At 61.7% G+C, this 24,267-nt stretch carries 21 protein-coding genes; 8 read left to right on the forward strand and 13 right to left on the reverse strand.

Annotated features, from left to right (window positions below):
- Window positions 1–99: 99 nt before the first annotated feature.
- The 11 genes from SHEL_RS09135 to SHEL_RS09180 form a co-directional block, all read right to left on the reverse strand.
- Window positions 100–1,314: a YibE/F family protein gene (locus SHEL_RS09135; protein ID WP_012798983.1), complete on the reverse strand. Its 1,215-nt coding sequence runs from the start codon at window positions 1,312–1,314 to the stop codon at window positions 100–102.
- 222 nt (window positions 1,315–1,536) lie between these two features.
- Window positions 1,537–1,905: a hypothetical protein gene (locus tag SHEL_RS09140; protein WP_012798984.1), complete on the reverse strand. Its 369-nt coding sequence runs from the start codon at window positions 1,903–1,905 to the stop codon at window positions 1,537–1,539.
- A 298-nt stretch (window positions 1,906–2,203) separates the two neighbouring features.
- On the reverse strand, window positions 2,204–2,872 hold the full coding sequence (locus SHEL_RS09145; protein ID WP_012798985.1) for a hypothetical protein: 669 nt from the start codon (window positions 2,870–2,872) through the stop codon (window positions 2,204–2,206).
- A 105-nt stretch (window positions 2,873–2,977) separates the two neighbouring features.
- The gene (locus SHEL_RS09150) at window positions 2,978–4,435 is read right to left on the reverse strand and encodes a CotH kinase family protein (RefSeq protein ID WP_012798986.1); all 1,458 of its coding nucleotides are present in this window, start codon (window positions 4,433–4,435) and stop codon (window positions 2,978–2,980) included.
- A gap of 426 nt (window positions 4,436–4,861) precedes the next feature.
- Complete coding sequence (locus SHEL_RS15650; protein WP_254303243.1) at window positions 4,862–5,041, reverse strand: GNAT family N-acetyltransferase; 180 nt, start codon at window positions 5,039–5,041, stop codon at window positions 4,862–4,864.
- A complete protein-coding gene (locus SHEL_RS09155; protein WP_012798988.1) occupies window positions 5,026–5,349 on the reverse strand; it encodes a GNAT family N-acetyltransferase in 324 nt (107 codons plus the stop codon). Before SHEL_RS09155 ends, SHEL_RS15650 begins: the two co-directional genes overlap by 16 nt.
- A gap of 21 nt (window positions 5,350–5,370) precedes the next feature.
- On the reverse strand, window positions 5,371–6,657 hold the full coding sequence (locus tag SHEL_RS09160; RefSeq protein ID WP_254303244.1) for an ATP-binding protein: 1,287 nt from the start codon (window positions 6,655–6,657) through the stop codon (window positions 5,371–5,373).
- A gap of 492 nt (window positions 6,658–7,149) precedes the next feature.
- A complete protein-coding gene (locus tag SHEL_RS09165) occupies window positions 7,150–7,797 on the reverse strand; it encodes an RNA 2'-phosphotransferase (RefSeq protein WP_012798990.1) in 648 nt (215 codons plus the stop codon).
- A 189-nt stretch (window positions 7,798–7,986) separates the two neighbouring features.
- The gene (locus SHEL_RS09170) at window positions 7,987–10,185 is read right to left on the reverse strand and encodes a hypothetical protein (RefSeq protein WP_012798991.1); all 2,199 of its coding nucleotides are present in this window, start codon (window positions 10,183–10,185) and stop codon (window positions 7,987–7,989) included.
- Window positions 10,186–10,191: 6 nt separating this feature from the next.
- On the reverse strand, window positions 10,192–14,166 hold the full coding sequence (locus SHEL_RS09175) for a hypothetical protein (protein ID WP_126513795.1): 3,975 nt from the start codon (window positions 14,164–14,166) through the stop codon (window positions 10,192–10,194).
- A gap of 108 nt (window positions 14,167–14,274) precedes the next feature.
- Window positions 14,275–14,622 (reverse strand): hypothetical protein, encoded by a 348-nt coding sequence (locus SHEL_RS09180; RefSeq protein ID WP_012798993.1) that lies wholly within the window; start codon window positions 14,620–14,622, stop codon window positions 14,275–14,277.
- Between the two features lie 295 nt (window positions 14,623–14,917).
- On the opposite strand from SHEL_RS09180, the gene SHEL_RS14910 reads away from it, so the two are divergent.
- The 7 genes from SHEL_RS14910 (at window position 14,918) to SHEL_RS09215 (ending at window position 20,555) form a co-directional block, all read left to right on the forward strand.
- Window positions 14,918–15,481, forward strand: a complete 564-nt coding sequence (locus SHEL_RS14910) for a DUF4417 domain-containing protein (protein ID WP_083762305.1) — start codon at window positions 14,918–14,920, stop codon at window positions 15,479–15,481.
- Complete coding sequence (locus tag SHEL_RS09190) at window positions 15,481–15,927, forward strand: HNH/ENDO VII family nuclease (RefSeq protein WP_012798995.1); 447 nt, start codon at window positions 15,481–15,483, stop codon at window positions 15,925–15,927. The genes SHEL_RS14910 and SHEL_RS09190 overlap by 1 nt, the downstream gene beginning before the upstream one ends.
- The gene (locus SHEL_RS09195) at window positions 15,927–16,343 is read left to right on the forward strand and encodes an SMI1/KNR4 family protein (protein WP_012798996.1); all 417 of its coding nucleotides are present in this window, start codon (window positions 15,927–15,929) and stop codon (window positions 16,341–16,343) included. Before SHEL_RS09190 ends, SHEL_RS09195 begins: the two co-directional genes overlap by 1 nt.
- A gap of 796 nt (window positions 16,344–17,139) precedes the next feature.
- A complete protein-coding gene (locus SHEL_RS09200) occupies window positions 17,140–17,637 on the forward strand; it encodes an RNA polymerase sigma factor (protein ID WP_012798997.1) in 498 nt (165 codons plus the stop codon).
- Window positions 17,630–18,430, forward strand: coding sequence for a hypothetical protein (locus SHEL_RS09205; RefSeq protein WP_012798998.1), 801 nt, complete (start codon window positions 17,630–17,632; stop codon window positions 18,428–18,430). Before SHEL_RS09200 ends, SHEL_RS09205 begins: the two co-directional genes overlap by 8 nt.
- A 15-nt stretch (window positions 18,431–18,445) precedes the next feature.
- The gene (locus SHEL_RS09210) at window positions 18,446–19,321 is read left to right on the forward strand and encodes an ABC transporter ATP-binding protein (protein WP_012798999.1); all 876 of its coding nucleotides are present in this window, start codon (window positions 18,446–18,448) and stop codon (window positions 19,319–19,321) included.
- Window positions 19,322–19,331: 10 nt separating this feature from the next.
- Window positions 19,332–20,555, forward strand: coding sequence for an ABC transporter permease subunit (locus tag SHEL_RS09215; protein ID WP_012799000.1), 1,224 nt, complete (start codon window positions 19,332–19,334; stop codon window positions 20,553–20,555).
- A gap of 621 nt (window positions 20,556–21,176) precedes the next feature.
- Here the strand turns inward: SHEL_RS09215 and SHEL_RS09220 are convergent.
- Together SHEL_RS09220 and SHEL_RS09225 are read right to left on the reverse strand one after the other, a co-directional pair.
- Entirely contained in the window at window positions 21,177–22,007 is an 831-nt protein-coding gene (locus tag SHEL_RS09220) for a HEAT repeat domain-containing protein (RefSeq protein ID WP_012799001.1), read from the reverse strand.
- 32 nt (window positions 22,008–22,039) lie between these two features.
- A complete protein-coding gene (locus SHEL_RS09225; protein ID WP_012799002.1) occupies window positions 22,040–23,443 on the reverse strand; it encodes an ankyrin repeat domain-containing protein in 1,404 nt (467 codons plus the stop codon).
- Between the two features lie 418 nt (window positions 23,444–23,861).
- Between SHEL_RS09225 and SHEL_RS09230 the strand changes: the two genes are divergently transcribed.
- Complete coding sequence (locus tag SHEL_RS09230; protein ID WP_012799003.1) at window positions 23,862–24,191, forward strand: helix-turn-helix domain-containing protein; 330 nt, start codon at window positions 23,862–23,864, stop codon at window positions 24,189–24,191.
- The last annotated feature ends 76 nt before the right edge of the window (window positions 24,192–24,267 follow it).

The following is a 24,267-nucleotide window of genomic DNA, read 5'->3' on the forward strand; positions in this document are numbered from 1 at the left end:
TGCGTTCGGAAGACGCTTCTCCTTATAGCAAACGAGTGTCGTGGACGACGGCATTGTTGTTATGGTTTGCAAACGTTATGTTCGCGTCGTCGATGGTGATCAGCGTCGCCCACCGCGCGTTATCAGCATTGAGGATATGAGCGCTGTCAGGGGGATGGCCAATATCATGCCGATGCTTGACGAAAGGCCGGCTATCGTCTCCAAGGCCACGAAAGCGGTTGAGAACATATGGTAGAACGAGAGGTCGCGCGCATACAGGAAGATCATCAGGGTAAGCTCGCCGCCGAGGAAGGCGAGGATCAGCGTGTTGGTCATCGTGCCCGCCATGTCGCGGCCGACGTTCATGCCCGACTTGAAGAGCTCCTTCTGCGTGAGCTTCGGGTTCGCCGCGTGAATTTCCTCGAGCGCCGAGGCGATGCTCATGGCCACGTCCATCACCGCGCCGAGTGCGCAGATGATGATGCTCGCTACAAGGAGGCCTTCCATGTCAATCGGGATGCCGTCGTACACTGCCAGCTGGTACAGTGGCTCGGCGTCTTCGAGCCTAAGGCCGTTGATCTTCCCGAAGAACTGCGCACCGAGGCCGAACACCATGGCGAGGAACGTGCCCGCCACCGTGCCGAGGAAAGCGCCGACGGTCTTCCTATGCACTCCGCCTAGAATCGTGAAACACACAAGCGAGATGTAGGCGCACATGACGAACGTCGTGAGGATGGTGGGGGCTCCCTTAAGGATCAGGGGTATCAGTATCGCAAACAGGCAGACGCAGGTGAACGCCAGGCCTATCAGCGATTGCAGTCCCGTGAGGCTTCCGACCAGCACGACCACGATGAAGAACAGTATCAGGAACCCGATGAGGAACGGGATTCGGTTGAGCTCGTACACCGTGGCGGTAACATCGCCGTCCGCGTGGGTCTTGATGGTCAGCGTCACGCTGTCGCCCACTTCGACGGGGTGTCCGCTGATAGGTCCGAAGGAGTTGTAGGCCGTCAGCTGCGTGCCGGCATAGGTTCCGGTGTCGATGGTGACGGCCAGCTCCTGGCTGCCGGCGTACGACCCTTCGGTGGCTTCGTCGATGGACATGTCCTCGCTGACGATTTCATTGACGGTAGCCGTGTCGAAGTCGATCGTCTCGGTGCCGTACGCCCAGAACAGCGATCCAGTGTCTTTAGCCTCTCCGGAATGCGCCACGAAGAGAGCGGCCACGAAGAGGGCGGCGGAAATCGCCAGCACGATGACGGTGCTCGCCTCCTTCCTTAGAGGCGGCAGCTTCGGCAGCTGGGGCGTCTTGGGCTTTTCAGGCGTCTTCTTCATCGTGACCTTCTGTTGCTAGGCTGCGGGCGGCCCCGCGCTCATCAAACGACTGCGATCCAGCATAGTATACAACCGCACACTACGAATGCGCCCCGCAGACGAAATCGCCTGTGGGACACTGCGTTACGGGTGCTGTGGTCGTTGGCTCGGATTCCGGCCCTCGCTTACGACCCTGTCAAATCGATCCGTGCATACTCTGCGCGAAGCGACCCGCTTTCCTTTTTAGTAGTAGGCGAGTCCGATGCCGACGTATTCGCAAGTGCCGAAGCCCGTCACACCCGCGCCGTTCTCCGTTTCAACGGTGTTCGAGTCGCTGTCGTGGCCGCCGCCGATAATGAGGCACCACGACCCGCCGGCCACGGCTTTCAGCTCGTCGTCGTCCAGCTCGCGGGCCTGGGTCGACTCCACGGCCTCCTCGAAGGTGTAGGGCAGGCCGGCCTCGGCGGCAAGCGGCGCGACGGTTGCGTCGAAGACCGCCTTCTCGTCGCCCTTGTCGCCGTCGAAAGCCTTGAGCGCTTCCTGCAGCTTTGTCTGCAGCTCCTCGTCGCTGCGAAGCAGCTTCTCGAACTCCTTGACATTCTCCTGTGCCATAGTTTCTCCTTTCGTGCGCTTGCGCGAATTGCGTGACTGCGTTTATCGCGTCTTACGTCCTGATACGCAACAGGCTGCTTGGCCGTCTCACAACAATGGACACTATGCCGTGGCGCGGCACTCGACCCGCCAAACCGCGCCCTTGCAAAAATAAGAGCACGTATTCCGAAGAAATCTGAAGAATGGTTTGGTGGTATTCGTGGCCGTAGGCGACGGCGACTCAGGCGAGCTCCTCACATTCGCTCTGTCCGTTCGCCAGCCGGGCTTCGGGAGCTTATCGACGGATTTGCAGACGCGCTTATGATCGTTCTTTCTTTGCGTACATATACAGGAACAGCACCATGAACAGTTCGCCGAACATGCTGATAAAGAAGATCAGATCGGCATTGCCTGTCGCAGGTCCGAGCGCCGAAAAGACAAACATCAGGAATCCGGACAGAAACAGATGAGGCGTTTTCTGCCTGATCCAGACAGCCACGCCGGCGATCATCATCGGAATGACCGTACCGAACGAGAGGATTTTGCTGACCGTATCGGCCCAGTTCGGCGTATCCGCGCTCGATACAAACCGGACCACGCCGGCAATCTCTTTCGGCTCAAGCACTGTGCTGAACGCCTGTGCCACGCCTGCCACCATAAGCACTGCGGCAAGAATCCATATTGCCCGCAGGGCGGGCTTTTTGAAATCCAGCGCATATCCGCAGATCGGAAACAGAAGTGGAATCAGCATGCCATGCGCGACGAAACGTACGGAACTGATCGCCTTAAGCACTTCCGGCTGCATCAAAGAACCCAGCCCGATGATGACGGCATCAAGAATCAGTCCCGCCGAAACAAGGAACGTCAGAAGCGCAAGCATCTGTTTCGTTTTGTTCCATTGGATGAACAGCAATGCTGCGACGATGAGCTCACAGACAACGATTGCCCAGATGGCAGCGGGACAGATGCTCAGCAGAATACCACGCATGGATACGCCTCCGTATTGTTTCGCTTCCTACCGGCCGATCCGCAACACCGGCGCCACGGTTTCATCTTTAGCCGAATGACGCGGTAAAACGCCATCGGCCAAAACTCATTGCAGATCCCGGTCGGACCCCATGTCCTCGATGGACATATCGGAAGCATCCACCTTGTCCGCATCGTCCTGCGAATCCGACCTGGTCGCGAGCTTGCCATCCAGTTGCTTCGTTATGCTTTCCGCCCTCAGCTCCGTGAACATCAGGAGCGTCTGATAGGCCGTATCGTGTTTTTCCGGCGAGAAGAATGCTTTCGGATCCTCTTCGATATAGGGAGCTATGAGCGCGTGGACCCTTTCCGATTCCGCTTTGAAATCTCCGGAATCAATGATATCCGTCACGTCCGAAAGCGCGTCATGATACTCCGCGAGATACCGTTCGTCGGACAGTATCCAGTTCCACATCGGGCGTTCTTCATCGGGAACGATTCCCAACGGGGAATCGATGCCCGCGTTGACGACGGCGCCGCTGTCTATTTTCTGGCCCACCTGCGCATCCGCCGGGAAGCTGCCGAACGCTATGTCATAGTCCCATGGCAACAGAGCGAGCCTGCCGTCTTTTTCATACAGCAGATAGTTGTGGAGCATCGGTCCCGTATAGCTGTCATAGGACACCAGAAAGTTATGGACTGCGAAGTATCTTATGATCTCTTCCGTATTCAGGTGTTGCTCCAACTCTTCTCCCTCGGAGAGAGCCTTCAGCGCCATTATTATCCGCTCACGCGTTTCCGCGTCGTCGGGGGTTTCCGCATTCTCAAAGATGTCGGGGTAGCTCTCTTCGTTGTCGTCCTTGTATGCCAGATCCGCGCCGCCCCCGTTGTTATGGGCCGCGCTTTCTCCGTTTTGGATCCGCTTCATTTCCTCATCGGTCAGGGCCATGTCGCCGTCTTCGGGTTTGTAAAGCGCCCCTTCCCCGTCTTGCGTTCTCTCGAGGAAGCTCTCTTCGACTCCCTCGACAGCGGTGTAAAGCCCCTGGACCTCACCGTTTACCGTCAGCCACACGTATGACGTCAACGGCGCATCCACGCCCATTCTGTCGAACAGCCAGTATGCCATGTGCTCCTTCATCGCAGACCCGTCCGTGAAGTTGTTCTGAAGGTTCAGCTTGTCCAAGCCGTGATAGGTCTGACCGTCCACGTACTTTCCGAAATCGATCCCGTAACTGAATTTGTCCTTGCCGGCATCCGCCACGAAGAACAGGCTGGAATTGCCCTTCGTGCTGAAGGCGACGTCTTCGACTTCTTCCCCATCGATCACCGCGGTCACCTTGTATTTGGTCTTCTCCTTCGGATTCGAAGGCTGGTTGGTCCTGTCCTCTTCCGTCATTTCGATGTCGACGGTATGGACGCGGGTGCCATCGAATATGAGGCTCGCGTAGGCGGAGGCCTCTGCCCCGCCGTCCTCGTCTTTATCGGCGGAGTGACAGCCGGTGAAAACCAGCAGGCAAACAACCAGGAACGCTGTCGCCAAAAGAAAGGCTTGACGACTGGATAGCTTCAGGGTTGATTCCTTCATTTTTGTTCCACCCTTTCGGATCCCAAGTCCTATTTCCGCCACCCGCCTGAAGCCTCCATTTATGCTTCAGCAGCCAGTCCGATAAATTGTGGGCTGCAATGCCTTCACGGTCGTGGGTCGCACGTCTGGTATTGACCATGACTGTTTTTTGCGACAATCAATGTAATCCATGACGTCACTTCCGAAATCGAAACATTCTTTAAGTTCAGCACCTGCATTCACAGCTTACGCAGAGATTTATATGCTTGTCGATGTGGAATGGACGTCTGCTCGCTGCGGGAATGCAGTTCGCAAACGCCTATAGTCAACGTGATATTCCATGGAGAGTAGTCACAGGTCCTTCGGAAGTAATCAAAACCGCAGGTGGTTATAGGGAAGCATTGCTCACTTATCCGAGGTGAGTACGCGTTCGTAACGTTTGCTTAGTTAGTCCAGCTCGATGATCATCAACCACTCGGTTTCGTCCGCGCCATTGCCCACGATGCGGAAGCCCAGACGCTTGTAAAGGCGAAGGGCCGGGTTCTCCTTCTGGACCGAGAGGGATGCGCGGGCGTAACCGGCACCTCGCAGCTCGTCGAGCATCGCGCGCATCATGGCGGTGCCCATGCCCGACCCCGGTACGGCTTGTAGAGCGATACGGAGAACGAGGGCGTCTCGTCGTCGATGTGGCCGTACTCGTCAGTCGTGCGCACCCAGCAGGCGCCCACGACTTCGCCGTCGACGGTAGCGACCACGGCGCGGTCGTCAGGGAGCGTGCCGAAGCCCTGGAAGGCCGCGCGGCACTTCGGATCGTCGTAGATGACCGAGCGAGGCACCTCGCCCTCGAAGCCCTCCGGGACGAATATCGCCTCGTAGAGGAAGTCCTCGAGCAGCGGCCACTCGTTTGGTTTCATGCGCCTGATTTCGTAATCCATCCGAGGCCCCTCTTAAAGATGCTATCCCCAAAGCTCCCTGCAGGAGATGGCGTACAGGGGCACGTTGCGCATCCAGTCCTGCTCGCGGTAGCCCGAGAGGCTGAAGCGGACCGCCCGGACCTCGGGATGCGCGTCTTTGAACGCCCTCAGGCTCTTGGCGCGCAGGTTCTCCTCGGCCTTCACCTCCATGGCGAAAACGCTGCCGCCGTCCTGGACGAGGAAGTCGATCTCGCCGGAGGAGTTCTCCGCCGACCAGTAGTAGGGCGAAAGGCCGCACTCGGATATGAGCTGCTGGCAGACGTACTGCTCGGTGAGCGCGCCTTTGAACTCCGTGAAGACCTTGTTGCCGTCGACGACGTCCCGCGGCTCCAGGCCGCTCATGGCGCCGAGGAGCCCCACGTCCACCATGAAGACCTTGAACGCGCTCATGCTGCAATAGCTCGGCAGCGGCACGTGCGGCTTGCTCACGCGGCGCACCTTGCAAATCAGGCCTGCCTGCTGGAGCCACGCGAGGCTCTCCTCGAAGTCGGCCGCGCGGGCGCCCTTGCGCACCTGCCCGAAGATGAACTTCTTGTTCTCCTGCGACAGGTGTCCCGGGATCGACTGCCAGGCGAGCATGGTGCGCGCGAGCAGGCGGGGCGGTATGTGCTTCGCGAAATCGCTCACGTATCCGTTCAGGATCTCTTGTTGGACTGCCCGTGCGGCGCGCACGTCCTGCTCGGCAACATAAGCATTCACCGCCTCGGGCATGCCTCCCACAACGTAGTATTGCTTGAGGAGCTCGGAGAGCTTGCCCGAGAAGGCGTTCATCATCTCCGCGTCGCCCGATCCTATGAGCTTTCCGAACCTTTCGTTTCCCGTCGCGTCGAGGAACTCGGTGAAGCTCAGCGGGTAGAGGTCGAGCGTGTTGACCTTGCCGACGGGATAGCCGGTTCCTTCGGTTGCCGATATCCCCAGAAGCGATCCGGCTGCGGCAACGGCGTACTCGGGGGCGTTCTCGCAGAAGTACTTGAGGGACGTGATGGCCTTGGGGCAGGCCTGGACCTCGTCGAGGACGATGAGCGTTTCCCCCGGCCGTATCTCCATGTCGAGCTCGAGCGCGAGCGAGGCGATGATCCTTGCGATGTCGAAGCCGGACTCGAAGTAGCCGCGCGCGAGCGAATCGTTATCGAGGCTGACGTAGGCGACGTTTTCGAAGTGGAGTCTCCCGAACTCCTTGAGCAGCCACGTCTTGCCAACCTGCCTGGCGCCGTTGAGAATGAGTGGCTTGCGGCGCGAGCTGTCCTTCCAGGCGACCAGCTTCTCCATGAGGGCTCTTTCCATATGACTCCCTCCCAAATAGATTACGTCCCTATTATAGCGTCGATAAGCAATAATAGGAACGTAATAGTGTTTCAGTCTACAATTTTAAGGACGTAATTATTCCCACTCGATGATTCCGATTCCGTCCGTTTTTGTGTCCTCGTTGCTTTTCATGCGGCCTCGTCTCACCCGTGCCGTTTCGTTATAGGTGAGTATTCACTTTCGGGCTTTCTGTTGGAACTCACTTGGAACTCAGCCGGGTGAGTTCCGGCTGGAACTCACCTATGGGGAGTATTTTGCCCGATATGGGGAGTATTGCCCTTGAACTGCGGTTTTGCCACTACATCATGGTCAAGTGAGTTCCAACCCGTCTTCCAGGCGTTCCGTCCGATACGGGGAGTATTGTTTTCCGATATGGAAATGATGCGGTTTACCCGCGGAAACGTCATCTTCTCCTCTTACGGGTGAGTTCCAAGGAGCTTTTCGAGTGCCGTGCGCCTAATCCGTTTCAATTATTGTCAGGTACTTAGCCGGCACGTGCTTAGTCAACCAGACTCCGTTCTTCGAAAGGAAGAACTCGAAACCTTCTTCGTGCATAGCGCACGTATCGACCTTCAGTATTACGGGGCTTCCATGGCGACTCCCAACTTTGATCGCCGTTTCTCCGTCTGAAGAAAGATGGACATAAAGACGACCCTTGGGAAGAAGCCCCTGTTTCATTATCGAACCCAGGAACCTCTGCGCCGTACCGTGGTAGAGCGCCTCGGGAGGATCTTTAGGCTCGAGCTCGACGTCGACATCGACCGAGTGTCCCTGGTTGGCGCGGACGAGAGAATGGTCTTCGTTGAACGAGTACCTGCCCTTAGAGTCTGTGGCGACGATTTCTTCCAGCATCTCAAGGGTGAAGGGACGCAGGGAAGCGATGCCCTTGACGAGCTCGTCGACGTTTGCCCATCCGTGCTCGTGGGCACGTACCTGCTCGACGAGCGCGTCCCAAGCAGGGCCTACCTCCCCTGTCCCGTCGTTTCCGTCGGGACCGACGAAGACGGAAAACTTATGGTCGTCGTCGGTCCCGAATAGGCCGCAAATGGCAGGGACTGCAAGCGCGGGAGAACGGATCGGCGCGGCAGTAAGGCGCGCCCGCATCCACCGCGGACGGGCCCAGCGAGACCTTGCCGACTGCTGGGGCTGTCCTCACATGCGCACGTCGCCGCCATTGAGAGCGGCCGCGTCAGCGTCGGCTTCGACACGCTGTGCCGGATAGCCGACGCCCTTGGCGTCAAGGTCGGCGACCTGCTTCCCCCGCTGGGCTGACGGGGGAAGCGCGCAGGGACGCTACTCCGAGCCTCCTGGCGCCTGCATCCACTGCCATTCGCGCAGGTGCTTGAACGGCAGAGGCAGCACCGTCGCGTCCCTGATGCGCACGACCGGGACGAGCAGGGTGCCCAAGAGGCTCGAAAACGACGGCTCGCCGCCGTCCGCGGAGCGGACGCGCCTGATGGTCATGCCCCTTTTCCATCCTGCGTTCGGAAGCCCTCCGAACGCACCCACCCAGTAGCAGATCCCGTCCGGCCTGCGGTAGCACTGCAGGCCCACAAGCGACTCGAGTTCGCCCGCCCTGTTCTCCTTGCCGCGCGGCACGCTCGTCGAAAGGCGTTTCGCGAACATCTCCTCGAGCTGGTCCGAGATAGCGTTCTTGACCGTTCTCGCGAGCGTCGTTCCGCCCTGGGACCTGCCGACGTCCTTCACGATCCCGTACAGCTGGGCCGACGTCACGGCCTCGCCCGGCAGGTCCTCGACCGCCTCGCAGACGGCCGCCCTCGCCCCGTCGACAAGGGGCTCGTCGCTCGCCGTCGAGAGCGCCGCCAGGACGTCGTCCTTTGGCATGGTCCAGTCGAAGGCGCGAATCTGCTCCTCGACCACCTCGAGATCCGGCACGGGGAAGCCCTCGGTCCTTTCGATGACGTCGACCTCGCCGTTGTCGCCGATAACGAACCCTTCCACCACCGAGGCGCCGGAAAGCCCGTACTCCGCCGCCAGGTCCCCGGCCAGGACGTCCCATCGGCCGCCGCCCAGCGCATCGTCCGCGCACCCCGCGTGAAACGACAGCGAGCCTTCGGGCGTGACCTCGGCGAACGAGTAGCGCGTCGGCGGCTCCCCGGGCTTGCGTGACTCCCTCTCGGCGTCCGTCTCCGGCCCCGGCAGCGCAAACGTCACCGGCCCGGAAAGTCCCAGCGACGTCCAGTCGAATACGCCCATGCGCCCCGCGAGGACGTCGTTCTTGATCGCGAGCTCCATGAGGCACTTCTCGAGGATCGCCTTGAGCGCCGACGTCTTCTTACCGTCCTTGTCTACCGCCGCCTTCGCCGCCTGCAGCCTCTCGATCGTGAGGTGCTGGCACGGGGCCTCGGCGCCTGCGGAGCCGCCGTACGGGTCCGGCGTGCCGGAGTCGCGGTAGAACTCGGGCGCGTGCACCACGACGATGTTTCGCGCCCCCTCGCCCGGCTCGCCGGCCACCTCGACGTCCGCATTAGCCCCGAGAAGCCCCAGTCCCTTCAGCTGCTGCGCGACGTAGCGGCAGGCCGACTCGCCGTCCTCGTCCTTCGCGGCGTTCACGACCCGGTAGCCGTGCCCCGAAAAGCCCGCGCCCGCCCCGGGCTTCGCCAGGCGCCCCTCGAACGCCACGCGCCCGGCCCTGTCCTCCTCGGCGAACGCGACGTGTGCAATACCTTCGTACCTCTTGTTGAACGTCGAGACGAACTCCGACATCACCCCGCACTTCGAGTCCCTGTACGCGTCCCTCGACCTGAACGAAAGGAAGTCGACGGAGTTCTTGCTCCCCTCGTACGTCCTGCGGACGAACACGCTGTCCGCGCCCGGCCTCTCGCCGGGCATGACGCGCCTCATGGTCGGGCCGCCGAGGTCCACCACGTACCTCGCGTACTGCTCCTTGCGGTACTTGCCGTACTTGACCCCGGGCTCGTCGGGACGGGTGAAGGTGCACACGTCGGCGCACAGGAGCATCCCCTCCGTCACCCTCAGCTCAAGCGCCCAGACTTGGTAGGGCTTCTTCTCTCCCCTTCGCTTCCTGCTCCAGGACGGCCTGACGCAGTACAGGTGGCCCGTCACGTTCTGAAGGCCCGTCCCCGCGCCCCCCGCGCCGAGCGCGTTCACCATGAGCTGCACCAGGACGTGCGCGGGCACTTTGCCGCCTTCGACCCTGCGCGGCAGGAGCATGAGCCCCACGTCGTCGGGGTCCACATCCTCGCCCTCCACCTTGCCGCAGAGCGCGCTCTCGAAGTGCCCCCTCAGCCCCTTCGCGTCGGTCGCCCCTTTGCCCGTCAGGATGTAGAACGGCTTTCCGCTCCCCTGACCGAGCACCGCCTCGATGAAGGGCGCGCCGCCCGGCTCGAAGGCGCGCGAGCTCCACGAGAGCCTGCCCTCGCCCTGCTTCTCGACCTCGTACACGTCGAACGCCTCGTCGAACCCCGCCAGGTCCACCGACGCGTCAAGCCTGTTCGTGAGAACCGTCATGCCGTCCTACCTCTCTTCCTCGATGAAGTCCCTGATCTCGCCTATCGCCCGCACGTCGTACGAGAGGTCCGGGGCGACCAGGGCGGGGACCACCAGCAGCCCGCGGCCATCCCCGTCCCGGTATCGGCGCGCGACGAGCCTCCTGCCGTCGGGCGGGAGGACGTTCGCGACGACCGCGCGCTCGGCTCCGACGTCGCGCATCTTCTCGAACGCCCACCTGCGGTATTCCTCGGACTCGGCGCCCAGCTTGTCCGACGGCGCCTTCCAGTGCTTGAAGTCGACGTAGGCCGCGCGCCCGCCCCCTGCGGCGGAGAAGGTGAAGTCGAACTTCTCGAACTCGAGCGGGTCGTCGATGCCGGCGACCTCGAACCCGCACGCTTCGAGGATCGTTCGGCCGCAGACCTCGCCCAGGCGCCCCTTGTATATGCTCTGGAACACCACGGGCGTCATGAACCACTCCGACGCGCGCCACTCGGTCGCGTACCCGCTCCTTTCGAACTCCTCGCGCACGCCGGGTATGCGGAGAAGCTCTTCGAGGCGGGCGTCCGCCGAGCTCACCGCGAAGGACGGCCTCCCGCCCGCACCCGGCCCGTCGAGCACCTCCACCTGGGCGAAGTCGCCCTCCGAGCGGTACCGGAGCTCCATCGACGGGCGGGGCGCGCGCAGGTAGTAGCTGCGCAGCAAGTGGGCGGGCACGTCGCCGTCGCCTGACGGCTTCGGGTTCTTGAGCACGCACTCGCCGAGGGCGCGCCAGGCCTCGATCGCGTTCCTTCGCCAGCGCGAGCCCAGCAGCGACCCGATGGCGGTCTTCGAGCGTGCGCAAGCGCGCTGCTGCTCGAGCGCAAGCCTCTTGGCCTCTTTCCTCGCGGCGCATCCCTCGGCGGGCGCCCGGCGGGCCTCGAAGTGCTCGACGATGGCCTGGAACTCGGGCGTGAACGTGACGCCGCAGCCTTCCAGCTCCTCGAGGGAGACCCCGTCGAGCAGCCCCGCGTCCACGAAAAGCCGTATGACGGGCATCTTCATGTTCGTGCGGTTCAGGCGGCCGCAGGCCTGGTACACCTCCTTCGCGGCGTACATCTGCACGCTCTCTAGCCCATCCTTCATGAAGCCGTAGTCCTTCGCGGCGCCCTTGGTCGCCGTCAGCGCGCTTTCCGCGGAGCTCAGGAGCTTGGCGTAGGAGATTTCGCCGTTCTCGTACAGGTACTCGCACCCCAGGATGTGTTCCATGGCGCGCTCCCGGCCGATGGGGCACTCGCCGGTGATCGACGGCGACATGTGCGTCGGGCGCTCCAGGTAGCAGCAGTCGATGTCCATCTCGCCCGTGGCTGGGAACCCGTTGATCTTCACGGGGGAAACGCCCTCGGGCACGGGGTACTGGAGATTCTGGCCGGCGCCCGCCGACGCGTACGTCGTGACAAGGAAAAGCTTCTCCCCCGCCGCGAGTCGCGCGAGGGCGTCCCGCTTGCGTTCCTCGAAGTCGTCCCCGCCGAGGACCGCGTAGGTCGCGCGCGGCGGGACGCCGGAGCCGAGCTCAGCGAGGATGGCCCCGAACAGGCCTTCGAGCAGCTCGAGGCCGAAGTCCCCGTCGCCCGGCTTGGGCAGCCTGTTCAGCACGCAGAGCATGGCGCGAGAGTCCTCGTCGGCGAAGAAGCGCCGGTAGGCGGTGCAGACCTTGAGGATGCGCTGCTGGCGGAACGTGCCCCCGCCCTCCGGCAGCGACATCTCCACCTCGTTGCAGGCGCGCCGTGCGGCGGACGGGTCCGCGAAAACGGATTCCCATGCCTTTGGGCCGTACTCGCCGTTGTCGTCGACGCCGGAGACGCTTTCGACCTCGATCCTCACGCGGTCGTAGCCGTCCACGCTCTCGCGGTAGTCGGCCTCGATGAGCGACTTCTGCGCGTCCGTGAACCTGAGCCTTCGGTCGCCGAGCGCGTCGTCGACGTAGCCCATGTCGTAGTTGCCGAGCACCGACCGGATGTCGAGCGTGGCCGACACGCCGACCACCAGGTTCCGGCCGCACAGGTCCAGAAGTACCTTTTCCGCGGTGCACGGCAACTCGCAGCGCTCCATGCGCACGGTGGTGTCATGGGAGGGCGACCGTTCCAGCGAATGGTAGCGGAATCCCGTGCCGTGGATGCTCAGGTCCTCGGGGCCAGCGTATTCTCCCGCCGCACCCGCGTGCCAGTGCCCGCGCCTTCCGCGGACCAGGGCGATCAGGCGCTCGCGCGTGGGGTTCGGCGTTCCGTCGACCTCGTCGAGCACGTTGAGCTCGGCGAGCACGGTGCCTATCGCCTGCTCGACGCTGATCTCGGGGCGCAGGCCCTTCTCCGCGTCGGCGGCGACGGCCCTCGCATAGTTCTCCGCGACCTTCCCGATCCAGTCCAGCGACCATCCCAGAACACCCTCGACCCTCTTGAGCGCGAGGTGCAGGGCGTAGGTCTCCCCGACCGCCGGGAACAGGTTCTTCTGATCGTGGCGGCTGAACGGCTCATGCCCGCGGACGATGTCGACCGTGTTCCGATTCTGCTCGAACCGCAGCGCCGCCCACAGCTTGCGCGCGCCGCCCTCGGCCCCCTCCCCGCCCGACGTGGGAGCCTCGCGGCAGACGACCGTCGTTCGGAAGTCCTCGAACAGGAACGGGCGGGCGGAGCGGGCGACGTCGTCCGACAGCCGGAACTGCCTTTCCAGGCGCAGGGCCGCGTACACGTCGTCGCTCGCCTCGACGAGCTTCCCGCGCTCCTGCAGCAGGGCCTCTCCGCGCTCCTTCGACGAATCGGGGCTTCGGAAGAGGTCCGCCGTGAGCTGCCTGCCCCTGACCTCGGACGCCCTTCGGGCGCGCTCGTCGGCATAGGGCCTGACCGAGCGCGGCGAAGCGTCTGTGCCGCTCGGAGCCTCGAAGAGCCTGCGGCCTTCCTGGGACGGGCCGTGCAGCGTGCGGAGCAGGCTCACGGCGTCGGACATCGTGTTCGTCGCCTCCTCTATCAAGGCTCGGTTGATGACGCGCTTGGAGAGCTCGAACTCGTCGATGAAGAGCACCGACCCGCGAAGGAGGTCGCTCCCCAGAAGGGGCTCAGACGGCTCGACGATCGGCGTCGACGCGGCCAGGAGCTTGCTCACGCTCATGAACACCGCGCGGGCCCGGTACGCGAACACGGACGGGTAGAGAACGCCGAGCCACTTCCACGCCGGATCGCCCTCGAGCACCCTTCGCTTCTCCTTCAGCGTCATGAACCTGCAGCGGCCGCCCTTGTCGACGCCCATCTCGCGGAACACCCCCGAGATGCGCCTGCGGAAGGCGCGCTCCGCCTCTTCGAACCGGCTCTCGGCGGCCTCGATCGCATCCCTGCGGACGGCCGGGTCCTTGATGCTGGCGCCCTTCGCGCCCTTGAGGCTCGCCAACGCCCTCGTCGCGCGGTCAAGCTCGGGCAGGGCCCTGACGTCGAGCTCCTTGCTCTCGCTGGACCACGTGCCCGTGCCGCCGTCGCGCTTGCCGCGCGTGACGTACCGGACGGGCTTTTGGCCCATGAGCGCCGTCGCGGCGTCGATGTTGCGCTCGAACATGCCCGCATTCGAGTCGTAGAACAGGACGTACTCCGAAAGCTCCGGGCGTCCGCGCTCGGCGAGCATCCCGTTCAGGCGGCCCGCCGGCAGGTTGCGCTTGACGTCGGTCGCGAACACGAAGCGCCGGCTTTCCCCGCCGTGCTCAACCAGGCTGTCGGCGATGAGCTCGAGCACCGAGTGCGTCTTGCGCTCGCCCGTCGGCGCCGACACGGTGAGAAGCCCGCACTGGCCCGGGTCCTGCGAGACCGCCTCCCTCAGGGCGAGCAGGATCCCCGGCTCCCTCCCCTCTTCGCACATGCGCCCCACTGGCCCTTCTCCTTGCGTCCGCTGCACCAGATCCGTCATCGTCGTTTCGCCCTCCTTCTTGAGGCTGTTCGGCATATAGCCGCCGTTTAAAGTCCGTTGCACGAATTGTAGCATCAATTATGCCTTATGTGTACGATTTTTGGGACACCTGCCACTCGAGCCGCCTTCCCGGACGGGCCCGGGGGCGGGGCGGCCCGGCCGAGTGCGGGGCGGCGGCGTGCGTCAGCTGGCGGCGCCCTCGGCCCTGCGCACCGCCACCTTGAGCTCGCGCAGGGCCCACGTTCGGGTCCCTGCGTCGAGCTCGAAGAACTCCTGGAAGTAGCGCAGGGCCACGTCGTCCTTCGGGTCGAGCCCGCCGAGCGACGCCGGGCGCACGCCGTCCTTGCGCCGGAACGTGCTTGCCTCCTCGAAGGGAGAGCCGCAGACCCGCGTGATGTGCTTGCCCGTCGCCAGCTCGCCGACCATGAACTCGATGGGGCTGCCCAACCGGCCATCGACAACCTTGGAGCCCTGGACGCGGGGCCAGGGGCACGCTCCCTCCCCCGGGCTTTCGCCCTCGCCGTCGAACATGACCAGAAGCTCCAGGATCCCCCCCCCAGAGTCTGGTCCTCCTCGGAAAACCACCCTGCGAGGAAGCACGCCACCGCCAGAGCGAGGCCGAGCACGCCCTCGCGCATCGCCGCCTCAAGCGCACCCGGGGCGGGGTCTGGGTACAGGGCGCGCGCCAGAAGGCCCTTCGCCACCTGCGAGGGGGTCTCGTAGTCGCCGGAGGCCCTGATCGACGCGAAACACGCGCAGGGACGCAGGGCCGAACGGCGCGGGGCCCTCCGCCCCTCCGAGGACCGATGCGCTCCTCGGGTCGATCATCCAGCCCACGAACCGCGTCCCCAACCGCCTCATTCCCTTCTCGAAAGCGATCGGCTGCAAAGACTTCGACCAGTGGGTGCACTTCTACGAATTCGACTACCTCTTCGAGAGGGTCTGGCGCGACCCGAGGCGTTACCTGCCCATCTTGAGGCGCTTCAACGGCGTCATCCTGCCCGACTTCTCCGTCTACCGCGACATGCCGCTCGTGATGCAGCTGTGGAATATCTACCGCAGCCGCGCGATCGGCTTCTGGCTGCAGGCCAACGGGGTCGAGGTCATCGTCAACGTGCGCTGGGGCGACCGCCGCACCTACCGCGTCTGCTGCGACGGGGCACCCAAGGGCGGCGTCATCGCGGTGGGCACGGTAGGCGCAGTCCAGTCCACCGAGGACAGGCTCTTCTTCGCGGAAGGCCTCGCCGTGGTCGTCAGGCGCCTCGACCCCAAGGCCATCGTCGTCTACGGCAGCGCGCCCGAGGAGATCTTCGGCAGGTACCGCGAGGCGGGCATCGAGATCGTCCAGTTCGCCAGCGAGACCTCCTGTGCGCACGGGGAGGTGGCGTGATGGGCACCGGCGAGCACGGCGGGTTCGGCTACACCTCTGGGTCGGGCAAGTCGAAGACCTTCACGCGGGTTTGGTACGAAGGCACCGTAACAGTTGGCGACGAGGTGCGCGACGTGAGCCGCAGGGTCTACCAACGAAATGACATTGATTTCAACTACGTCGACCCCGATTCTGGGAAAACGAATCTTCAGCTCATGGAAGGGGGCAATGCTCCAATCGGAAACGATGGCAAGCCCGTCCAGCTGCACCATGTCTTGCAAAAAGAAAGCGGACCCATGGCTGAGGTCAGGGAAATCACGCACGAGGAGTATCATCGTATTCTGCACGGCTTGGTGAGTGACGGTAACAGTTTCAGGCACGATGAGGATCTCAAGAAGCAGTACGAAAACTTCAGGCGAAAGTACTGGCGTTGGCGTGCTCGTGAATACAAGAAAGGCGGCAACTAATGAACGATAAAATCAAGGAGCTCATCTCAAAGTATGAGGACGAGGGCTTTTTTACGCGGGTGCCTCCTACTCCCGAGATGGTCAAAGAGGCACAGGAGAAGCTCGGTGTAGAGATCCCCGAGCAGTTCCTGGAATACCTCAACATCTATAGCTATGGAGGAATCAACGGAACCGAGATTTTGGGAATCGGCATGACTGGCAAGATCATGTTTCTCGAGGAGACGTTGGAGTATCGTCGCTATGGGCTCCCGAATAATCTCATCGTTGTGGAAAACTGCGACGAATGGGTCTATTGCCTCGATGCGGAAACTGGAAAGGTGGTCTCTTGGTCGCAGCTGGATGGTCTCAAGGATGAGTATCCGTCATTTGATGACTTCCTACTCGATGAGCTCAACGAAGCTATTGCCAACTTGTAAAGCGAGGTTCAACAAGGCCTAGAAAGGCTTACGAGGGTTTAATAAGCCCCTCTGCCAAGCGCAGCTCGGCAGAGGGGCTTATTGTGTTTAGCTGGGGAAATGTGCGCTCCGAGCGGCTTTTCGTCACTCCCACTCTATAGTTCCCACATTTCCAAATTGTGCTCTCTCGTCCAGCACGTGCTAGCCCGTGCGGCCACGTTCGGATTTACTCCCCTAAAACCCGTTTTCGGGTGGTAGCCAGTTGGTAGCCAGAAAGTGGCTACCAGAGTGGTAGCCAGCGATGGGGAGTAAATGACCGTGGTATGGGGGGTAAACTCATCTACCTGCGGAAACGGGTGGTAGCCAGCCCGCGATTCCGGGCGAGTGGCTACCACCCCCGAAAACGGCCTCCCGAGGGCGTTTCCCCTCGAATACGGGAGTGAAAGAAATCGGTATGGGGAGTAAATCCATCTACCTGCGGAAATGCTGATTCCGAGATGGGCTTTGGCGTCCAACTGGCTACCAGGACGCGCATCCGACCAGATGGGCTTCCGCGTGCGGCGAGGAACCCGTCAGAACAGGTCCCCATCCTCCTTCAGAAACTCCATGAGGATCAGGTGCCTCACGCCGTCGCACTGGTTGCGCATCGGAGCCTCTCGTTAACGGGCATTTCCTGCAATTTCAGTGATATTGTGCCCGTTAAAAAGGGATACGCTCACATTGAAGCCGTTCAGTTATGGGATTCAAAAAAGATTCATTGCAGTGCGCACATTTTGGGCGGTTTTTGCGTTGTAGAGGGTAGAGGAGGTGATTGGGTTTGCTGAGGAAACGAACCGAAAGCCTGGGTCCGGACCGGGCGCGCGAGATTGCCGAGGAGTGCTACGGCGAGGTGCTGGCGTACTGCAGACGCCATGCGCCCGCAGGGCACGACCCGGCAGACCTCGCGCAGGAGACGTTCCTGCGTTTCGTGCGCGCCCAAGGCTACGCCGAGCGCGGCAAGCCCATTGCCTACCTAATGCGGATAGCGAGAAGCGTCTGCGTGGATGCGAGCCGCGAGAAGCGCCTGAAGACGGTGGACCTAGACTTCGAGCCGCCCGCCGACGGGCGCAGCGACCGGGAGCTAGAGCTCGACGAGGCGTTGGCGAAGCTGCCGGGCGACCTGCGCGAGGCCGTGGAGTTGCGATACGGATCGGGCCTCGGCGTGAACGAGGTGGCCCGCGCGCTCGGCATCAGTCGGTTTTCCGTGCGAAGGCGCATCAACACGGCGCTGAAGGAGCTCGAAGGTTTGTTGAGGGAAGGTGGTCTTGATGGGTGAGGTCAATCGCGCACGGCTCAAGGTGGAGCTGGCGCGACACTACGCTTCGCAGCGCGAGGCGGTAAGCCCCGAGGCAATAAGCGGGCTAGCCTGCGCGATGGTTGCCGAGGACGCGAACGCCCGAAGGCCCCTGCCGCGCCGCTCGGGGGCGGCCGGATTCGTCGCGTCCCAGGTGCGCTACATACCCGTATGGACCTGGGCCGCGCAGGCCGCGCTGGTCGCGATTATGTGCGTGCTGGCATGCTCGGGCGGCGACGCGGGCCTGACGAAGGTCGCGGTTGGAATCCTCTCGGCCACCTGCGTGCTCGTGGGGGTGCCCACCGTGCACGCGAGCAAGCTGCACCGGGTGGCTGAGCTGGAATACGCCTGCGCCCACGGTGCGGCCAGCACGATGGCGGCCCGCCTGATCGCGCTGGGATGCTCATCGGCGCTGGCGGTGGGGCTCATGGTGGCCGCAACCGCATCGGCACTCGATGCGCGGGCCTTCGACATAGCGCTCTGGGCCTGTCTGCCGTTCTTCCTTTCCTGCGCGGGTTCCCTCATGACGCTGCGCAAGGCGGCTCCGGACACCGCCCCGATGCTCTGTGTGGCCCTGACGGCGGCATGCTCGGTGGCGCTTCTGGGGCTTTCGGCCCTGGTGCCTGACCTGTACGCCCAGGCGTCGCTTGCCTCGTGGGCGATGGCTGCGGCCGCGGCCCTCGTCTGGCTCGTGCGCGAGGTCGTGATGACCGTGCGCACTGCGACCGCGGGCCTCGACGCCTTCTCCCCGCATATGGCCAAAACCTACAACTAGACAAGGATCAACGATATGGAACTCAAGCTAGACCGGCTGACCAAGCAGTTCGGGGCGCGCATTGCCGTGGACCGCGTGTCGGCGACGCTCACCCCGGGCGTGACGGGGCTTCTGGGCGCGAACGGGGCGGGCAAGACCACGCTCATGCGCATGGTCTGCGACGTGCTGCGGCCCACGGGCGGGCAGATTCTGCTCGACGGGCGCGACGCGCTGGAGCTCGGCGACGAGTACCGCGCGCTGCTCGGCTACCTGCCGCAGGACTTCGGCTACTACCCGGACTTCTCGGCGCTCGACTTTCTGCGTTACATGGCCACGCTCAAGGGCTTCGGCGGCCGCGACGGGCGGGTGCGCAGCCTGCAGCTTTTAGAGGAGGTGGGCCTGGCCGACGACGCGCGGCGCAAGGTGAAGACCTTCTCGGGCGGCATGAAGCAGCGCCTCGGCATCGCGCAGGCCATGCTCAACGACCCAGCCATCCTGGTGCTCGACGAGCCCACGGCGGGCCTCGACCCCAAGGAGCGCGTGCGCTTCCGCAACCTCATCGCCGGGTTCGCGCAGGACAAGATCGTCATCCTCTCCACCCACATCGTGAGCGACGTGGAGTTCATCGCCAACCGCATCCTCGTGATGAACAAAGGCGCGTTTGCAATGGACGGCTCTCCTGAACAGGTGGTGGCCCAAGCCGAAGGCAAGGTGTGGGAATGCCACGTGGACGCCCGCCGTGCCGAGGCTATGGCGGAAGCCATGACCGTTGCCAACGTGCGTTATGCCACGGACGGCCATGCAGTCGTGCGCGTGGTATCTGACGCATGCCCGATGGAAGGCGCCGTGGTTGTCGAGCCAAGCCTGGAAGACCTGTACCTGCTCGTGTTCAGCGACGGTGTCGAACGATAGGAGGACGATAATGGGAACCCTTATCATGTTCGAGTTTAAGAAGATCCTGGGCAATCACGCGGGCATGGTGTCCTGCGCGATAGCGTTTGCGATACTGGTGGCGCTCTCGGTGGGAAACCTCGGCTCGATGTCCGTGCGCGACATAAACACCGGCGAGCTCGTCGAGGGATTCGCGGCGCAGGCCACCTACCGCGCTGTGGTGGAGTCGCATGCCGGGGTGCTTGACGACGAGCGCGTGGCGCAAGACGCTGCCGTGCTCGACCGGGCAAACCAGCTTTCGCAGGAGACCGAAGGACTCGCCGAGCTTTCGAACCAGGAGGTCATCGACACCTATGGGTTCGAATTCTGGAGCCAGACCCGAGGCGTCATCGAGCAGGACTATTATCGGGAAGTCGTGGGGACGCTCGAGTCGACGAACCCGCGCGCAACCAGCTTGCAAAAAGGTGCCGAAGCGAGGATCGACGATGCGCTCGACCGCGGTTTCGTGGACTATTTCCCCTACAGCGAGGCCGAGAAAGTCTTCTGGAAGAGCAAGGCGGATGAGACAGCCTGGCCGGTGACGTACGGCTACGCAGAGGGGTGGAGCCTCGCCCTCAGATTGATGAACCTCTCGGGGCTGCTGATCGTGGCGGCGTGCATCGCGCTCGCAGGCACCTTCGCCGGCGAATACCAAGCTCGCACCGCCGCCGTTGTTCTGCCCACGAAGCGCGGCAAGCGAGCACTGCCGCTTGCGAAGGTCATCGCCTCGTTTGTGTTCGTGAGCGTATATTGGTGGGTCTGCGTGTTGGCCGTCGTCATCATCAACGTGGGCGCCTGCGGTGCCGACGGATGGGACATCCCACTGCAGGTGGCCCGCGGTTTCAACAACCCCTATCCGCTCACCATCGGCCAGGCCATGTTGGCGCTCTGCGGCCTTGGACACCTTATCGCGCTCGGCATGGCGGCGTTCACCTTGCTGCTTTCGGCCAAGATGCGCTCCACCATGCCCGTGGCCGTGATACCCATGGCGATTATCTTCTTGGGCTTTCTTGGCGTAATGGTCACGCCGCTCATGAAGGCCGTAGCGATTACGCCCTTGGTCGGGCTCAACTACGCCTTCGGCAGGATGATCTCCTATGCGACGGGGCGGATGGTGACCGACCTGCCCACGGCGCTGGCGGTTCTGTATGCCGGCATGCTCGCGGCGCTCACCCCGCTGGCCATGCGGACGTTCAGGAAGCATCAGGTGGCGTAGAGATACTAAGAGGCCCTAAAGGACTTACAGGGGCTTAAAGACAGGGCCCCGGCAACATCGCTGCTGCCGGGGCCCTATTGTGTTTAGCTGGGGTAATGTGACCTTTTTGCTACTCCCACTCAATGATTCCCGCGCTTGCGGGAATTGCATTCTCGTGATGTTTCATACCGTCTCGTCTCACTCGATGTTTCTCGTGCTTGCGAATATTTACATTCTAGCCTAATTGTTGGAACTCACTTGGAACTCAGTCGGGTGAGTTCCAGTTGGAACTCACTTATGGGGAGTATTCTGCCCGTTATGGGGAATAATGCGTTCTACCTGCGGTTTTGCCACTCCATCGCGGTGGAGTGAGTTCCAGGCGGGTTTCCGGTCCTTCCGACCGACATGGGGAGTATTGTTTCCGGTATGGGGAATAATGCGTTCTACCTGCGGAAACGCTTGCTTCTCCCCTAGTGGGTGAGTTCCAGTTTCGAAATCCCCAGAAGCGTAGAGATGGCTGCAGTCCGACAATGGATAGGAGCACTCACTTCAGGGATGCGAGTGCTCCTATCCGAGGCAAAGATGCTTATACGCAAGAAGCCGGTCAATGCAATCAAGGCGCAACCATTAGGCATTACGCTGCTAGAACGGAATCTCCTCGTCATAAAAGCTCGAGCTATCACCTTCGTAGATGTTTTGCCTCGCGAGGTCCCTCACTCGCGCGTCAGGGTCGGTCCTCAACTTGCTTAGCAACCACTTTGGAGTATTGGGGTTTTCAGCTATTCCTGACCGAGGTCTCCAGTGTGAGTCGCTCGCGAGCCTCTCCATCAGGGAAACAGGAATCGCCGGGTTCTGCGCCAGGAAGTCTCGTACGTACTCGCTAGGATCTGCTGCCAGCGTTTCAAGCACGTCAATCGGTGTTGACTGGTTTCGTGCAGCATATGACCGAACGCCTTCGTCTTGGTCGGTCGCCAGCTTCCGGAGAAGGACTTCAGGAGCGATAGGGTTAGAGGCAACAGCAGCCCGGATCTGCCAGTCGTCACTTTCGGAAAGAGCAGCGAGTTTCTCTGGCGTCGTATATGGGCTCTTGGCCACGACGGCAGGATCGTCGGCGGACGGGGTGGTATAGGCTATCTCCGAAGTTAGCGGGTCACCGAACTGCGCTTTCCTTATGAGAGGTTCGCCCGCCTCTACCAAGGCCCCTTGAATGCCGTCAAACATGGTGCTGGCGACATCGATCATAAACGCATGCCATTCGGCGCTTCCGTCGAGCGAGCTAATAATGGCATTGAAGCCGATTGAAAGTTTCTTTAGCACATCGACCATGTGCTGCTGGCCTTGCATGCTATCCAGCGTGCTCTTGAGGAAGCGGGAGAGCTCCGCCTCACGAGGATTTGAGAGATTGCACTCGTTTGCCGCAGTGGCAAGGGCCATCATGCCCATCTGAACGGGATCTTCAGGATTGAAGCTCATCCGACCTTCTCCTTCCGGTAGCGCTGTTTGTTCTAAAGGTCCGCCAGTTTGCAGAAGAAGTACCTTTGGCAGAAGTCGTCGGCAGATTTGCCGCTCCGGTTGCGGTGGTTTGGATCCGAGCCCGCATCCCTCAAAACGATCGTGCCCCTCTTGTCACGGTTGGTGATTCTCGTGACTATGGGCAAATCGCCGTCTCCGTCGGGTATGTTGGGGTCAGCGCCATATTTGAGGAGCAGGTTGATCATCTCGACGCTTTCGGCTTGTGTGAGGGGTGTCAATCCTCTGGCGATTGCATTCGGGTTGGCACCGTTTGCGAGAAGCGCTTCAGCGGCCTCAAGATGCTCATATCCTGCGGCATCCAGAAGCGCAAATTCGCCGTTGTCTTTTTTGATATTGACGTCTGCGCCCACCTCAATGAGCGCGCGTACAAGTCTTGCATTTCCCTTGAGGGCCGCTTCGATTATCGGGAACGAGCGCGTCCCTTTGTAAATGCACGCCACATTCGGATCTGCGCCTCGTTCGATTGCCTTAAGACCCTCTTGGGTGTCGTTTTCCATCGTCGCTCTGAGCAGCAGGTAGTTACGCGCCGTCTGAATTACCTGAGGCACCTCTTCCTCGAGGACGTCGCCACTCTCTTCTCCTCTTGAATTCAGCTCGTAACCTCCGACTCTGCTGGGCTCTTCACGAGTCAAATACGCGTACGCGCTACTTTGCCGCTCGTACACTCCGTAGACTTCGTGCACCAGCATTCTTACAGTTGACTCGGCATCAGCAATTGAGACCCGCCTGAAATCGGAATACTCGGTTGCAACTAGGTTGCTGATAATGGCCGCCATCGAAGCGGGCTCCGATTCCGCAGGGCTGTCGGCCGTGCCATAGCTCCCAAACGGAACCTCCGTCACCGGCTGCGTCGTCGCGTCGTCAACCGGCGAGTTCTTCGCGGCAACTACCACCTGCTGTTTGGTCGGGTCTATGCTCAGCTCCTTGGACCGTCCGACAATCGAGCGCCATTCGTCTGCTGCATACGGCTCACTTATAAGCGCCATTTCCTTGAGGGCAGGATACGTCCACTGCCCCGTGCGGAGAAGCTGCACGTCCTTTAGATCCTGACCGTTGATCTCGTGAACGTTCGCGAAGAAACGATGGCATTTGGGGCACGTGAAAAGGCTTCCGACCACGTAATCGTCTCCGTCGCACTGCGTCGAAGTTCGTCCGACCTGCAGCTTGAAGAGCATCGGATAGAGAGGCTGCCTCATGAATCTCTTCTTAGGCTCGCATGACGGGCACATGTAGGCGGATTGGTAGTACCCCGCATCGTCAAGCGCGCTGTCGCTGAAACTGTCTGGGTTAATGTTTATTGGCTTGTCGCGAGCGCCGTCTCCGTAGACCCCGTCCCATTTGACCTGAAATCGATGCGATGCCCTGTCTCCAAACATTCGGTCCTCCTTAGAAGCATGGCGCTGTTCTGGCTTGTCAAACAATCACTTCGGCATTCGTATCTTGCGAAAAACGGTGCCAACCAGCCGAATCGCAATGATTACGTTTACAAATAGCATTCTACTAGCAACCCTTACCTGCAGAGATGGTAATTGTAAATTGATGACTATCTCCGATTCGAAAAGATTTGCGCCTACACGCGAAATCGCGTTGTAGCCAATCAAGTAGCTATAGCGCCTATAGAAAAACTCTTCGTGTCCAAATGGCTTCCAGTGGCTTCAGGAGGCTTAAGCCCTTACGCCGCGTTGCGCCGCGTCAAAACCCGCGATATAAGCAACCCCATCGCCGTCCAAGAGGCGGCATTGCATGGCAAGAGAGGCATTCAGGTGCCAACAGGTGTGAACGACGGGGTGCGCAATGGCCGACAACATTATCGAAATGACACGCTCACTGGGACAAACACGGTACACACGATTTGACAAAACCCACGATAATGAAAACCTGGTAGACCAGATTAGCGAGACGGCGGCGATTGGGGATGCTGAAGGTTCGGGGACAGAAGGCAGCGAGGCGTGCGTCAAGCTCCTCAGCGTGGCCGAAGTCGCAGAGCGCCTCCAGGTCTCCCAATCCCTCGTCTACAAGATGATAGAGCGCCGCCAGATCCCCTCGATAAGAATCGGAAGGTGCGTGCGGGTAGACCCTCGCGCGCTCGAAGAGACGCTGCGCAGCCCAGGCTGGGCAAGGTAGGCGGACGGTCATGGAGGGCACCTCTCAGGTTCGCGCCCCTCACGAGGCAGGTCAGGCCGCCTCCGAGAGCTCGATG

Origin of the sequence: Slackia heliotrinireducens DSM 20476 (assembly GCF_000023885.1) — a bacterium.
Taxonomy (GTDB): Bacteria; Actinomycetota; Coriobacteriia; order Coriobacteriales; family Eggerthellaceae; genus Slackia; species Slackia heliotrinireducens.